13 protein-coding genes are annotated in these 14082 nt (G+C 45.9%); 9 read left to right on the plus strand and 4 right to left on the minus strand.

All coding sequences use genetic code 11. The features are described from left to right. Positions 1 to 29 precede the first annotated feature (29 nt). Both acnD and ACNFVB_RS07250 read left to right on the plus strand, forming a co-directional pair. Entirely contained in the window at positions 30 to 2669 is a 2640-nt protein-coding gene (gene acnD / locus ACNFVB_RS07245) for a Fe/S-dependent 2-methylisocitrate dehydratase AcnD (protein ID WP_430738493.1), read from the plus strand. Between the two features lie 181 nt (positions 2670 to 2850). After that, positions 2851 to 3096, plus strand: coding sequence for a type II toxin-antitoxin system Phd/YefM family antitoxin (locus ACNFVB_RS07250; RefSeq protein WP_430737027.1), 246 nt, complete (start codon positions 2851 to 2853; stop codon positions 3094 to 3096). 3 nt (positions 3097 to 3099) lie between these two features. Here the strand turns inward: ACNFVB_RS07250 and ACNFVB_RS07255 are convergent, their stop codons facing one another. After that, complete coding sequence (locus ACNFVB_RS07255; protein ID WP_430737028.1) at positions 3100 to 3252, minus strand: hypothetical protein; 153 nt, start codon at positions 3250 to 3252, stop codon at positions 3100 to 3102. An 87-nt stretch (positions 3253 to 3339) separates the two neighbouring features. Here ACNFVB_RS07255 and prpF point away from each other — a divergent pair, with 87 nt between their 5' ends. The 5 genes from prpF to ACNFVB_RS07280 all read left to right on the plus strand — a co-directional run bounded on the left by prpF (position 3340) and on the right by ACNFVB_RS07280 (position 8498). Then, the gene (gene prpF / locus ACNFVB_RS07260) at positions 3340 to 4590 is read left to right on the plus strand and encodes a 2-methylaconitate cis-trans isomerase PrpF (RefSeq protein ID WP_430737029.1); all 1251 of its coding nucleotides are present in this window, start codon (positions 3340 to 3342) and stop codon (positions 4588 to 4590) included. A gap of 18 nt (positions 4591 to 4608) precedes the next feature. Then, the gene (locus ACNFVB_RS07265) at positions 4609 to 5331 is read left to right on the plus strand and encodes a hypothetical protein (protein ID WP_430737030.1); all 723 of its coding nucleotides are present in this window, start codon (positions 4609 to 4611) and stop codon (positions 5329 to 5331) included. A gap of 80 nt (positions 5332 to 5411) precedes the next feature. Next, positions 5412 to 7235, plus strand: coding sequence for an ABC transporter ATP-binding protein (locus tag ACNFVB_RS07270; RefSeq protein WP_430738494.1), 1824 nt, complete (start codon positions 5412 to 5414; stop codon positions 7233 to 7235). A gap of 425 nt (positions 7236 to 7660) precedes the next feature. Next, on the plus strand, positions 7661 to 8281 hold the full coding sequence (locus ACNFVB_RS07275) for a GNAT family N-acetyltransferase (RefSeq protein WP_430737031.1): 621 nt from the start codon (positions 7661 to 7663) through the stop codon (positions 8279 to 8281). Between the two features lie 73 nt (positions 8282 to 8354). Beyond that, positions 8355 to 8498, plus strand: a complete 144-nt coding sequence (locus ACNFVB_RS07280; protein ID WP_430737032.1) for a hypothetical protein — start codon at positions 8355 to 8357, stop codon at positions 8496 to 8498. Between the two features lie 40 nt (positions 8499 to 8538). Here ACNFVB_RS07280 and ACNFVB_RS07285 read toward each other — a convergent pair whose 3' ends face one another. After that, positions 8539 to 9309 carry an SDR family oxidoreductase gene (locus tag ACNFVB_RS07285; protein ID WP_430737033.1) on the minus strand — a complete coding sequence of 257 codons (771 nt, stop codon included), beginning with the start codon at positions 9307 to 9309 and terminating at the stop codon, positions 8539 to 8541. A 198-nt stretch (positions 9310 to 9507) separates the two neighbouring features. Here ACNFVB_RS07285 and ACNFVB_RS07290 point away from each other — a divergent pair, with 198 nt between their 5' ends. Both ACNFVB_RS07290 and ACNFVB_RS07295 read left to right on the plus strand, forming a co-directional pair. Further along, positions 9508 to 10875 carry a DUF2868 domain-containing protein gene (locus ACNFVB_RS07290; protein WP_430737034.1) on the plus strand — a complete coding sequence of 456 codons (1368 nt, stop codon included), beginning with the start codon at positions 9508 to 9510 and terminating at the stop codon, positions 10873 to 10875. A gap of 66 nt (positions 10876 to 10941) precedes the next feature. After that, on the plus strand, positions 10942 to 12555 hold the full coding sequence (locus ACNFVB_RS07295) for a DUF3482 domain-containing protein (protein WP_430737035.1): 1614 nt from the start codon (positions 10942 to 10944) through the stop codon (positions 12553 to 12555). Positions 12556 to 12559: 4 nt separating this feature from the next. On the opposite strand, the gene ACNFVB_RS07300 is transcribed toward ACNFVB_RS07295, so the two are convergent. Further along, on the minus strand, positions 12560 to 13597 hold the full coding sequence (locus ACNFVB_RS07300; RefSeq protein ID WP_430737036.1) for an ArsA family ATPase: 1038 nt from the start codon (positions 13595 to 13597) through the stop codon (positions 12560 to 12562). A gap of 52 nt (positions 13598 to 13649) precedes the next feature. Next, positions 13650 to 13961 carry a cory-CC-star protein gene (locus ACNFVB_RS07305; RefSeq protein ID WP_430737037.1) on the minus strand — a complete coding sequence of 104 codons (312 nt, stop codon included), beginning with the start codon at positions 13959 to 13961 and terminating at the stop codon, positions 13650 to 13652. Positions 13962 to 14082 lie beyond the last annotated feature (121 nt).

The raw sequence follows: 14082 nt of genomic DNA on the forward strand, positions 1-14082 counted from the left end.
AGCCATTAACGCAAGTTAATCCGCAAACCATGAACGATAAGTACAAAAAACCCTTGCCCGGTACCCAGTTACATTACTTTGATGTCGAGCAAGCGGTCAATGAGATCGAGCCTGGTGCTTATGCCAAGCTACCTTTTAGCTCAAAGGTGTTATGCGAAAACCTCGTGCGTCGCTGCCCACCTGAGGATTTGACCGAGGCGCTAGCGCAGCATATCTACCGTAAGCAAGAGGTCGACTTTCCTTGGTATCCTGCCCGCGTGGTATGCCACGATATCTTAGGTCAGACCGCGTTTGTCGATTTGGCAGGCCTACGTGATGCCATCGCAGCGGAAGGCGGTGATCCTGCCAAAGTAAACCCCATCGTACCGACGCAGCTGATTGTTGACCACTCATTAGCCGTAGAGCATGCTGGTTTTGAAGAAGATGCGTTTGAAAAAAACCGTGCCATCGAGGAGCGCCGTAACGAAGACCGTTTTCACTTTATCAACTGGTGTCAGTACGCCTTTGACAACGTCAACGTCGTACCGCCTGGTAATGGCATCATGCACCAAATTAACTTAGAGAAAATGTCGCCAGTGGTACAAGTGGTTGCCGACCAAGACGGCGATGCTATCGCCTTCCCTGACACCCTAGTCGGCACCGACAGCCACACCCCGATGGTCGATGCGCTTGGCGTTATCTCTATCGGTGTCGGCGGCCTAGAAGCCGAAAGTGTGATGTTGGGCAACCCTTCATACATGCGTCTGCCAAACATCGTTGGCGTTGAGCTAACAGGTAAGCTGCAAGAAGGCATTACTGGTACGGATTTAGTACTAGCGATGACGGAATTTTTACGCACTGAGGGCGTGGTGTCATCTTATTTAGAGTTCTTTGGTGAAGGTGCACGAAACCTGACTGTTGGTGATCGCGCCTCCATCTCTAATATGACCCCTGAATATGGCGCTACTGCTGCGATGTTCTCTATCGATGAGCAGACCATTGATTACTTGCGCCTCACCGGACGCTCAGAGCAACAAATTAAAATCGTTGAAGCTTATGCCAAGCAAGTTGGCCTCTGGGCTGATGGCCTAAAAGAGGCTGAGTATGAGCGCGTACTACGCTTTGATTTATCAAAAGTGGTACGCAACATCGCAGGGCCGTCACGTCCTCACGCTCGCGTATCGACGACCGACCTTGTCAAGGAAGGCATCGCCCACGGTGAAAATGAAAAACTACCAGAACCAGAAGATGGCCAGATACCAGATGGTGCCGTCATTATCGCTGCGATCACCAGCTGTACCAACACCTCAAACCCGCGCAACATGGTGGCCGCTGGTATCGTCGCCCGTAACGCAGTGGAAAAAGGCCTCATTCGTAAGCCTTGGGTGAAGTCCTCACTAGCCCCTGGCTCAAAAACCGTTAAGCTGTATTTAGAGGAAGCAGGGTTGCTACCTGAGCTACAAAAGCTAGGCTTTGATGTTGTGGCCTTTGCCTGTACCACTTGTAACGGTATGAGCGGCGCGCTGGACCCAGATATCCAGCAAGAAATCATCGATCGCGACTTATTTAGTACCGCTGTGCTATCGGGCAACCGTAACTTTGATGGTCGTATCCATCCGTATGCCAAGCAAGCGTTCCTCGCCTCGCCGCCGCTTGTGGTTGCTTATGCTATCGCAGGCAACATCCGCTTCGATATCGAAAAAGACTCACTGGGCAAAGACCAAGACGGCAACGATGTGTATCTAAAAGATATCTGGTTTGACGATGCGGAGGTCGACGCTATTGTCAAATCAGCGGTGAAGCCTGAGCAGTTTAACCAAGTGTACATCCCGATGTTTGATGAAGCCAAAGCGCAGGCAGGCCGTAATGAAGCGTCGGTCATCGACCCGCAATATGATTGGCGTGAGATGAGCACTTATATCCGCCGTCCACCGTATTGGGAAGGCAAGATGGCGAAGAAAAACACCCTAAAAGGCATGCGTCCACTAGCGGTACTTGGTGACAACATCACCACCGATCATATGTCACCATCTAATGCGATTATGGGCGACTCTGCGGCTGGCGAGTATCTTGATACTATGGGTCTGCCAGCGGAAGACTATAACTCATACGCCACGCACCGCGGCGATCACTTAACCGCGCAGCGCGCCACCTTTGCCAATCCAAAACTGCTCAATGAGATGGTACGTGACGAAGACGGCAACGTCATTCAAGGGTCACTTGCGCGCGTGGAGCCAGAAGGTCAAGTCATGCGTATGTGGGAGGCGATCGAGACGTATATGAATCGTGAGCAGCCACTCATCATCATCGCAGGTGACGGCTATGGCCAAGGCTCTAGTCGTGACTGGGCTGCCAAGGGCGTGCGTCTTGCTGGCGTGGAAGTCGTCGTGGCTGAAGATTTTGAGCGTATTCATCGTCAAAACCTCGTCGGTATGGGCGCTCTCCCCGTACAGTTCAAACAAGGCACCAACCGTGAGACGCTAAATATCGATGGCAGCGAAGTGTTTGATCTCGAAGGTGAAGTATCCGCTGGTGGCGAGATGACGCTAGTGATTCATCGCAAAGACGGCACAGTCGATAAAGCGCCTGTTATTTGCCGTTTAGATACCGCTGATGAGGTGAAAATGTATAACTCTGGCGGTATGCTGCAGCGCTTTGCCAAAGAGTTCTTAGCGGGTGAAGTGGCTTAAGTATCACGACTATTAATTAATAAATGAGCCGATGCTGTATAGAGATATGGCATCGGTTTTTTAAGCTTATAATCTCAAACTATTTGAAGTTGGCGTAGGCTGGGTTTTTAACCTAGCATCACAATTTTGCAGAGTTACTATAGATTGTATTTTATTAAAATTTTATATTAAGAAAAATATTATGAAAGTTATCAGCTTTACAGACGCTAATAAAGACTTTAAAGCCGTTTTAGATACGGTGAATAATGGTGCCGATGCAGTAGTCATAAATCGTCAAAAAGATAATGATGCGGTTGTTATGTCGAGTGCTCATTACAATGGTTTGATAGAGACGCTGTATTTATTAAAGTCATCTGCTAATGCTGCCCATTTGGCTAAGTCTGTTGAGCAATATGAAAGTGGCAAGTTAAATTCTAAGACTAAATAATATTTACCCAGATTTGTAAGGCTCGACCCGACCAGCCTCGACTTCATCTTTAGCGATGAGTAATTGACGCACAAACTCATAAGACAAGTCAGGGTTATCTTGCATAATACGTTTAATTTTAGCTGAGCTTTCGCTAGGATTATTGTCTCTATCCATGATGACCTCTATCTTTAGCTACTTTATCTCTATTTATATCACCAATAATACAGAATCAAATCATAATTATATTAAGGACTCCTAGTAATGACACAAGCCACCCAACCCAAACCAAAATTCGCCCCGCAAATCTCCGTCCCTGCCACCTATATGCGTGGCGGCACGTCAAAAGGCACGTTTTTTAAATTGTCTGATGTGCCTGAGCGATGCCAAGTCGCTGGCGAGGCGCGTGATAAGTTTTTGCTGCGCGTCGTCGGTAGCCCAGATCCTTATGGTAAGCAGATTGATGGTCTAGGCAATGGTAGCTCTAGTACGTCAAAAACGGTGATTTTGTCTAAAGCGTCGCGCACCGACCATGACGTCAATTATTTATTTGGACAAGTTAATATCGCAAAGCCCATGATTGATTGGGCAGGTAACTGCGGTAACTTAACCGCCGCAGTTGGTGCCTGTGCCATTAATATGGGTCTAGTTGATGCCGACAAAATTGCTAATAGTATCGATGACAATGCTGAAAGCGGGATTTGTGAAGTGCGTATTTGGCAAGAAAATATTGGCAAGACCATTATTGCTCATGTGCCAGTCTATAAAGACGCAGATGGCAAGGTGCAAGTACAAGAAACCGGCGACTTTGAGCTTGATGGCGTCACCTTCCCCGCTGCTGAGGTCAAAATTGAATTTATCGATCCTGTTGATTCTTCTAGTGATATGTTCCCGACCAACAACCTCGTTGATGACTTTGATGTCTCTGGTTGTAGCCTCGATAAAGACAGCGTCAAAGCGACCTTTATCAGCGCCGGTATCCCCACCATCTTTATGAAAGCGGAAGACTTAGGCTTTAGCGGTACAGAATTACAAGGCGATATTAATAGTAATGACGAACTATTAGCCAAGTTAGAAAAAATACGTGCGCGTGGCGGCGTGGCGATGGGATTGTTTACCGATGAGTCTGAGGCGCAAAGCAGTCAGCATATCCCCAAAATTGCGTGGGTCGCTCCTGCACAAAGCTATACCTCGTCAAGTGGTAAAGAAGTTAATGCAAATGATATCGATTTAGTGGTTCGCGCGATGAGCATGGGACAGCTGCATCATGCGATGATGGGTACCGCAGCGGTCGCCATTGCAGCAGCGGCCACCACGCAAGGGACATTGGTCAATGAGGCGGCTGGCGGTGGCGAGCTGTCTGAGGTGCGTTTTGGTCATCCTTCAGGAACGCTACTGGTCGGCGGTAAGACCGAACAAGTCGACGGCCGCTGGCAAGCCAAAAAAGTGTCGATGAGCCGCTCAGCCCGCCGTATTATGGTTGGAGAAGTTTTTGTACCGGCGGATGCGTTTTAACTGATCGGGAAGCTTAATATGATTGAAGATATATATTTGAAGGAACAACTCAAAGAGTCATTCCTTATTATTGACTCTTGTTTAAAATCTTATTATGAAAATAAACCATATATGTATAAGCCTCTTGCCGGTCAATTACGGATTTTATTTTGTGATTCAAATAAAAGGAGGGATAACTCTCTGCTTCCAAGAGTTTTTCCAAATATAGAATTAAATGCTTTGGAGAATATAATCTGGGATGATAATGAAAGCTCTTCTGTACAAATAATTCAAAATCCTGACAATACTAGCAGAATTGCTACTATGCCTTTCGAATTAATGCAATATAACAACGGATTGGTAATTCCAAATTTTATATTCGCTAAGCAGAAAAAAATGTTAGATATACCAACGTGGGTTGAACAGTATTTAACTCATCACCCTACGACTCTACAAGTCAGAGATGTTATTAAGAATATAGCTGATAAAGGTGGCGGTGCTCATGTAGACTCTAACCCTTCAGCCAAGCAACGATATATGAACAAGATGACACCTTTTGGTCGTCAATACGGAGAAATGTTTATCGTAGCGATGGCTAGACTAGCACAACGAATGGGGGAAGATATTTTTGATTATAAAGGCTTTAGACCTTCTGTTGAATTAAATCTTGAACCTTATATTTCACATAAGTCAGTAATAATGGCTCACAGTGATTACTCTAATGCCATTACGAATAATTTAAAAAAAATAAATCAAATATAGCTTTAGTAGAGATTAATTTTTTATATTATCTAATAATATGTAAGCCAATTATGCCAACCTCTCCCCAACCTCGCCGCGTGATGTTAGACAAAAAGCCGCCAGTCAAAAAGACTGAGCGGCGCGCTTTATTGTGGAATATCCTCAAAAAGCTGGCGGTGTTTGCCGCGCCTTATAAGCTTTTAATCATTACCACGCTGATCTTGACCGTACTTGGCTCTTTTACCGCGCAGGTCAATGCTTTTGTGTTGCGTTATGCTGTCGATACTTTGACTGAGATTGCCACACTTGCCGAGCCTTGGGAAGCGGGCGTACGTATGCTTGGCATTATCAGTGCGGTACTACTGACCAAAGAGATACTGTCGATATTTATCTCTTTCGGTCAGCGTTTTTTTGGCGAAAAAATCCGTATTAACTTGTCGAGGGATTTATCACAAAAGATTATCGAGCGTATTTTGACTTATCGCATGGCGTTTTATACCAGTAGTGAAAACGATAGCGGTAAACTACAAACTCGTATTGATTATGGGGTTAGTAGCCTAACAAGTTTGGTGCAAAACTTCTTTATCGATATGCTACCGCTGTTTGCCAGTGCCATTGTCTCGCTTATTATTATGTTCTCGACCAACTTTTGGATTGGTCTGGTTGGGCTGTTTATTATTCCGATTTACTTTTTTATTAGTCAAAAACAAGCCAGACGTCTGCAAGGGTTTCGTCGGCAAATGCGCGGCTTTCGCGAAGCCAAAAGCGGACTGGTTATCTCGCTTATCAACTCAATTAGTGTGGTCAAATCCTTTGTCCGCGAGCCTATTGAAGCGCAAAAGCATCTAAATATTCAAAAAGAGATGACGGATAATCAGCTGCGTATTCGCAGTATTGGCTTTATCTATGATGCGGTGAAAACCTTTATTGAACAAATCGGCATCGTAGTCATCATCTTGCTGACTTCTTACTTTGTCTTGCAGGGCCAAATGACCATTGGCATGATTTTATTTCACGTTATGCTATTTCAAAACGTCGCCGCCCCTATTCGCCAGCTGCACCGTATCTATGATCAGATTAATAATGCTTTAACTTATGCTGAAGGCTTTTTTGATATCTTAGAAGATGATAAGCAAGTTGAGAATATCGACGGCATCAGTAGCAAAGATCTAAAGGGTCATATCGAGTTAAAAAACGTCGACTTTACTTATCCCAACGGTACCCAAGCGCTAAAAGATGTCAGCTTTGAGATTCGCCCTAACCGTATCACCGCGCTTGTTGGGCTTAGCGGCGCGGGCAAGAGCACCATTATCAATCTATTAGTCAAATTTTATGAGCCAGATGCTGGCATGATTTGCTTAGATGGTCATAATCTAAAGGACTGCGATACTCATGACTTACGTCAGAATATCGGTCTGGTATTACAAAGTAATCATATCTTCTCAGGCACTATTAGTGAAAACATCCGTTACGGCGATATGAATGCGACTATGGATGACATTATAGTTGCAGCAAAAAAGGCTTCGATTCATGAGCAAGTGATGCAATTAGCAGACGGTTACGAGAGTACGGCCAAATCGCTATCGGGCGGTCAGCAGCAGCGTATTGCGCTGGCACGTATGTTCTTAAAAGATCCACCGATTGTATTTTTGGATGAGCCAACGGCGAGCCTCGATGCCATCGCCAGTCAACAGGTCAAAAAAAGCTTAGATCTTATCAAAAAAGATAGAACGGTAATTATGGTCTCGCATAACATCGCGCAGATCATTGACGCTGATGATTTGGTAGTGATAGAGAACGGTCAAGTGGTTGAGACTGGGACGCATGAAATGCTCTATGATAAAGGCGGTAAGTACTATGAGATCTTTAGCGCCATGTCCGATAGTTTAAATCTAGATAAGATCAGTCAGACGATTCAGGGTTAATGTCTTATAGATTATTGCAAAAAATACGTTTTAATAATAGGGCGTGTTGAACATTCAACCATGGCACTGACAGAGGCTATTTTTTAGACGATTCGAAGGTAAAAATAGTAAGCTTAGTCGCTCTAAGCGTCTATTTTTACCAATGAAGCGGCAAAAAAGAGTCCTGTCCCTACGGCTGATGCTAAAATTGTTCCATACTGCGTTGCAAATCTAGCTAAGGCATCTGCATTATCGTCGCTTTGCGCCTTGTCTGAAACAATTTTAGCGATCAGCAGTGCCTATTTGTGAATGTTCAACACGCCCTAATCTAAGCGACGTCGTAGGCTGGTGCTTTTAGCCTAGCACCATAAACCCAAAAGCATTAAAAATGCGCCTTCATTCAAACTCATGATTATCATCTCATCATTTGCAAAAGCCAAAATATTATGACCACCCAATTTTCTATAAAAACCTTTGATGAGTTAACCTCCGTCGATATCTACCATATTCTAAGAGCGCGCTCGCAGGTGTTTGTGGTGGAGCAAAACTGCGCTTATCAAGATATGGATGAGCTTGACTTTGATTGTCTGCATCTCGTCGCGCATCAAAACGAAGCGCTCATTGGTTACTGCCGCATTATTCCGCCTGAATACAACAGGCTCAGATCTAACTTGAGCGCCGCCGATACCGATTCGCTTAATACCGCTATGTCAGCTATTGGTCGCGTACTGGTATTATCAGAGCATCGCGGTCAAGGCATAGCAAGACAGATGATGATTCAAGCTATCGCTCATTGCCGCAAAAAATATGGCAAAAAGCGTCCTATTATTATCTCCGCACAGACTTATTTGCTCAGCTTTTATCAGTCCTTAGGGTTTGTTCCTGAAGGAGATTACTACCTTGAGGATAATATCGAGCATGTAAAGATGGTGCTGCGAGTGGCCAAAAAGAGCAAAGTTAAAAAACCGCCGTCAGGAGGCTCGGGGGTGGCAAGTAAGGTTTTGGGTGTGCTGCTTTTACTCTTTAGCCTGATGTTTGTCGCAGGTCTGATTTATTTGATGACATAAGATAGCCATTTGTTGAATCTAAGCTGTCGAGTATCCTATCGGCCATAAACGTCGCCGCAAAGAAGGCATTCCAGTGCTAAAAGCCAAGTTTCGCGCCAGTTTGGCCACACGTTTTATTGACAGTCACTGTGCCGATATCTTTGCGCTATGTGATGATCAAAGCCGCTTAGAGCAAACACCGGTCAATGAATTTATGGATTTATTTGTCGCCGATTAATGATTTGACGTTTTTATCAATCACCTGTGTTACCTATCTTTTACCAAGGGATCGACTCACCTGCCCAATCGACAAAACCACCAGATTGAGCAGCGCTCATCGAATCAAGCACGGCGAGTAAACGCGCCGCACTATAGGCAGGCGTGAACAGATTTTCGTCCGCCACATTGCCCTGAAAAGGTGAAGACAGTTGGGTATCAACCGTACCTGGCTGCATGACCACCACGCAGACGTCTTTTAAGGAGCGTGACCATTCAATACTTAAGTTTTTCATTCCCATATTGAGCGCCGCTTTACTCATACGGTAGCTGTACCAGCCACCAAGCCTATTATCACTGATACTGCCCACACGCGCCGATATGGTCGTAAAAATGGCAGGGTTGTCCGCACTACGTTCAGATTTTGCGAGTAATGGCTTGATATGCTTGGCAATCAGTAGACTGGCTAAGGCATTAATCTGCATACTCTGCAAAAAAAAGTCCGTCTGCATCTGCCGTAGCGCTTTTTCTGGCTGATTGTGTGGCGTATGTAATAAGCCGACACAGTTAATCACCCAATCAATATGAGTGGTTTGTTGCTTGATATCAGCAATGGCTTGTTCGATACTATCCTCATCGCTCACATCCATCGATATCCAATACAAATGATCTGCCGCAAAGTCAGGCTGACTTTTGTGATAAGTGGCATATATCTTGGTATGTGCTGTATCAGTATCGCTTTGCTCATTAGCAGTCTGTTGTAATAGCTCTTTCACAATCGCCCGACCGATACCACCGGTGCCACCAATGACCAAATAATTTTTTTGTTTCATAATACCGCCCTTATGGTTATCTGTATTATAGGCTGCTGCTTATCTTTATTTCTCCATTTATTTTGGCGCATTTATTTTACATATACTATGAGAAAACGCTAAAAATAACCGAAGTCACCGCCATACGATATAGGCTACAATAATCACTCACACAATCAAACTGATGATTGTTGACCAACGCTTTTATACGGATATCTTATGCTATCACCCCAAGACCAACTGACTGAGCTGGTGCGCACGCTTGAGACGCAGCAGTATGTCTTTGCAACCGACCCACTACTTATTACCGAAAAGCTGCAAAGCGAAGATGGCACGCCTATCCAAAAGCTGCACCGCCGCGCCTCACGTATTGATAGTAACGGTGCGCTGGCAGGGGTGCTCGGCAAGATTGATGGCCGCATCAAGGGTATCATGATAGTCATGAGTGTGGTGTGGTGCATCTCAGGGTTTCTAGGACTGTTTACCCTACTTCAGACCAATGTGGTTAATTTCTTTTATGTGCTGGTCTGCTTGCTTGGCTTTCATACCATTATGCTCTTAGGCTGGCTTGCGATGACGCTCATCAATCAAGGCAAACAGTCGTCCAATTGGTTTGCCAGTTTTGTCAGTCCCAGCTATCTTATTCGTGGTAAAGACGATGTGACCAAAGCAGCCATTGACTTGTACGAGCGTCAACTACAGCACAGTGGTATGCGCTGGTATTTGGGGCGTTTTAGCCATCAATTATGGCTCGCTACCTTGACGGGTATGCTGCTGGCCATTGTGTTTTTATTGATCGTGCGTCAGTACAGCTTTAGCTGGGAGTCGACCTTACTGTCTGATCAGGCGCTTATCACGTTGACTCAGATACTCGGCTGGCTGCCAAGCTTGGTAGGGTTTGACGTGCCAGACAGTACCGCTATCGCCCAAAGCCGCATGGTGACTGAGGCGATGCCGCTGTCTGCCGCGCGGCAATGGGCGGGGCTGCTGGTAGGAAGCTTGCTGATGTATGGTATCGTACCTAGAGCAATCGCTTGGGCGTTTTGTGCGTTGATGTTTCGCCGCAAAAAAATGCGCCTAGATATCAAGCAGCCTTATTATCAAAAAATTTTGAATTTTTGGCAGCGTCATGTGGTTGATGCTGATGATTTTAAAGAAGCACCCGCTCCTGTCGCGCCAAAAGCGACGGTCAGCACTGGTAAAAAACTGGTGGCCCTACTCGAGTATCCAGCAAAGCAAGACAACTGGTGGCTTGGGGGTCTTGATGCCGATATTAATGATAATAGTGAGATAGAGGATTTCGGTATCGTTGATGACCGCGATGATATGGAGCGCTTGACAAGCTATCTTGATAAGCACCCCGTGCAAGTATTATTAGGCGTTCATAGTAATGCGCTGCCTGATCGCGGCACCCTGCGCAAACTCGATCGTATCGCAGAGCATGCGGCAGACGGGCTTATTATCCAGCTGCTTGGTGATGGCACTTTGGCGAAAGACTCGGTGCAGACGATAGCAAACCAAGACACTCGCTATCAACAGTGGCAAACCGCGCTTGCGGCGCGAAACATTGGCCTAATGGACAGTTAGTCACGTTTTTTGGTATTTGCACAAAAGCGCTAGCGTTTATATATATGAATAATACGGAAACATAAAATGGATAATAATAAAACCAATGGTCAGCCCGTCGGCCTATTTGCCGACAAAGCCCTAAAAGACGAGCCTCATGTAGGGTATGTAAAGGCCGCGCCAACAGCATCTACGCAGACTCACGCCACTGAAAAATCAAACGACTTGACAGCGCACGCTGGCAAAAAAACAACCATCGCCAGTGGCGAAGCGCTGAAACTGGCAGTCGTTGGCCATACCAATACAGGTAAAACCTCTATCCTGCGCACACTATTACGTGATGTTTATTTTGGTGAAGTCAAAAATGAGGCGGCCACCACGCGTCATGTGGAGCAAGCCAAACTCACAGACAGCCAAACCGGTGAAGACTTGGTCATACTATATGATACCCCTGGCCTAGAGGACGCTTCAGGGCTGATGGATTGGCTAGAAGACAATACGGCCAGTCGCCGTGATGGCATTGAGCGTTTGCAGCAGTTTTTGGCCGCAGATATTGCCCAAGGTGGTGATGCCCTAACGAGCAGTGGCGGCAATGACGACTATAGCCAAGAAGCCAAAGTGATTCGGCAGTTGCTGGCAAGCGACATGGCCATTTATGTCGTCGATGCGCGTGAGCCGGTACTCGGTAAATACAAAGACGAGTTGGCTATTTTATCGTGGGCGGCGATACCAGTGATGCCAGTATTTAATTTTACCGACAGTCAGGATGCCAATATCGATGAGTGGCAAACGATGCTGGCAAGACGCAATCTGCATATATCGACGCGCTTTGATTCCGTCGCCTTTGAATTTGAAGACGAGATGCGCCTATGGCAAAATCTCGCCACTATGCTCACTCACTCGGAGATGCTTGAGCAACTGATGACGCGTCGAACAGAGAACTGGGCGCAGCTGTATGATGAAGCCAATATCATCATTGCCGACTTTTTATTAAATGTCGCCGCTTTCGTTTATGAAATCAATGAAGATGATGACCCAATGCCCATACTTGCACAAATGCAAGAAGCGGTGAGGCAAAGCGAACGGGCGATGCAGCACAATTTGCTCAATTTATATAAGTTTTATGATAATGCGGTAGCAGCCACCCCACTTGAATTACAAGCGTACCAGCAAGATCCTTTTGACCCTGAGCTGCTCAAAAGCTATGGTATTCGCACCACATCGGGCGCGGCAGCAGGTGCACTATTAGGCTTGGGTATTGATGCGGCGGCCCTTGGCACGACGTTGGGATTCGGCGCTGCCATCGGTAGTATCGCAGGTGGGTTATTGTCTAATACCAGTAGCATCGCTGATAAAATCACTGGGGTAAAGCGCTTATATATCGACCCTGCCACTCTAACCTTACTCGCCACGCGTGCGATAGATTTGCTTACCGCCCTGCGCCATCGCGGTCATGCAGCAACTGATGCCACGCAATTGCTGTATAAAGGGGAAAAAACCAATATTGAGCAAGCGTTAGATGACGACGGCCATACCGTCACACCATGGCCGACACACAAACTACCAAGCGAGCTCAAAAAAGCGCGCGGCAAACCGCAGTGGTCATCGCTTAGTAGCGGTAAATCCGAGCAGGCTCAGCTATTACGTGCCGATATGGCGTGGTCGCTGGCGAGCAAATTACAATCACGTGAGTCTGAGTGACCAGCTAGCATGAAGCCTCTAGCAAGGTACTTAATGCATCTGTACCGCGTACGTCTGTCTTTTGCAAATAGATTGGGTATAGCGAATAATTGCGAAAACTGCTTTCAATATCTTGCAGTAGCTGTTGCTGGCGCTCGGCGCGATGCTGCCAAAACGCATCCGCCTGCGTCGGTTTGATTAGTTGATTGACTACTATCGCCGCTGGCGGCAGTTTACTGTCCTCTAATTGTGAGACAGCGCGTTTGGTCTCAGCCAGTGGTAACACGTCGGCGGTCATTACCAAGACAATCGCCGTTTGGCCACGGTCATGCAGCAGTAGGCCTGCTTGACGAAACAGTGCTTTGCGTTTTTCTAGTACTGCTACCGCTTGCTCCCAGCGATCAGATTTTTTTGCAGCAAATGGATTTGGCACATCATGATCGCTGTTTTTTTGACCACCACTACCACGCGTTTGCTTGTGACTGTCTAAATGGTTCGCCACCGAGCGCAATTTGGCTTGCCGCCTTTGCTGAGCAAGTAACCCATCTGTCCATGCACCCATCATTTCTGGTAGTACTAGCAACCGTAGCGTATGCCCTGTCGGTGCAGTATCAAAGATAATATGCTCATAGCCTGCATCAGCCGCTTCGACTAAATGCTGACACATGGATTCGAGCATGGCGGCTTCTTGTGCACCGGGTGCCGACTTAGATAGACGCAGGTGCTCACGAATTTTTGGCATCATATCCGGATTGGCATAAGCACTGATGGTACGCTCAACTTGGGCAAAATGCGAATCAACGATTACATCAGGATTTAATTCAATGGCATCTAAATAATGTGATATTGCTGTTTTTGCGTTATTAAGCGGTGTATCCAACACGTCGCCCAAGCTGTGTGCTGGATCGGTTGAGACAATCAGCGTCTTTTGCTGCTGGCTTGCGTAATAACTGGCAAGTGCGGCGGCAGTAGTGGTTTTTCCCACACCGCCTTTACCGCCGATAAATATAATCGGTTGTGCTTTTAGTTGTTCTACTAATGTATGTAGAGGATGTAATGCCATATTTTTATCTCATTTCTTATATTATTTTTATTTTTCAATCATAAATAAACGATTAGCAGCAGCCAACATGGTCAAATGGGCATCTATCCATACCCATGCGCGTGTGCCATTCGTGAAAGTTTTCTAAAAATAACGGCTGTAACTCTAAGGTATAAAAGCTGGCAGGATTATCAATACCGAGGCTCTCTGCAAACATCATCAGCATAAAAAAATCTTCTTCGTCACGCGCTGCCCGTGCCATCGTTTGGCGATATGGTGCATGATAAAACTCATTTAGTCCTGCCACAAACCGTTGCCACCATGGTTGAGTACTCTCTGGTGATTGGGCGTTTTCTATATCATTTGATGTGTTTTTATTTTCCATAATTCGCTTATACCCTACTTATTTCTTATTACCTATCATGCCTAGTCGATACAAAAAACGCCAGCAATTGCTGCTAGCGCTTTTTATTTGATAGAAGGTTTTGATGTAATAGACACTCAAA

The sequence above is a fragment of the Psychrobacter sp. VH5 genome (assembly GCF_050572635.1).
In the GTDB taxonomy this organism is placed as follows: Bacteria; Pseudomonadota; Gammaproteobacteria; order Pseudomonadales; family Moraxellaceae; genus Psychrobacter; species Psychrobacter celer.

Bases quoted from the DNA above. Each gene is read 5' to 3' on its own strand.
- acnD (WP_430738493.1), top strand. From the start codon at position 30: ATGAACGATAAGTACAAAAAACCCTTGCCCGGTACCCAGTTACATTAC.
- ACNFVB_RS07250 (WP_430737027.1), top strand. From the start codon at position 2,851: ATGAAAGTTATCAGCTTTACAGACGCTAATAAAGACTTTAAAGCCGTT.
- ACNFVB_RS07255 (WP_430737028.1), bottom strand. From the start codon at position 3,252: ATGGATAGAGACAATAATCCTAGCGAAAGCTCAGCTAAAATTAAACGT.
- prpF (WP_430737029.1), top strand. From the start codon at position 3,340: ATGACACAAGCCACCCAACCCAAACCAAAATTCGCCCCGCAAATCTCC.
- ACNFVB_RS07265 (WP_430737030.1), top strand. From the start codon at position 4,609: ATGATTGAAGATATATATTTGAAGGAACAACTCAAAGAGTCATTCCTT.
- ACNFVB_RS07270 (WP_430738494.1), top strand. From the start codon at position 5,412: ATGTTAGACAAAAAGCCGCCAGTCAAAAAGACTGAGCGGCGCGCTTTA.
- ACNFVB_RS07275 (WP_430737031.1), top strand. From the start codon at position 7,661: ATGACCACCCAATTTTCTATAAAAACCTTTGATGAGTTAACCTCCGTC.
- ACNFVB_RS07285 (WP_430737033.1), bottom strand. From the start codon at position 9,309: ATGAAACAAAAAAATTATTTGGTCATTGGTGGCACCGGTGGTATCGGT.
- ACNFVB_RS07290 (WP_430737034.1), top strand. From the start codon at position 9,508: ATGCTATCACCCCAAGACCAACTGACTGAGCTGGTGCGCACGCTTGAG.
- ACNFVB_RS07295 (WP_430737035.1), top strand. From the start codon at position 10,942: ATGGATAATAATAAAACCAATGGTCAGCCCGTCGGCCTATTTGCCGAC.
- ACNFVB_RS07300 (WP_430737036.1), bottom strand. From the start codon at position 13,597: ATGGCATTACATCCTCTACATACATTAGTAGAACAACTAAAAGCACAA.
- ACNFVB_RS07305 (WP_430737037.1), bottom strand. From the start codon at position 13,961: ATGGAAAATAAAAACACATCAAATGATATAGAAAACGCCCAATCACCA.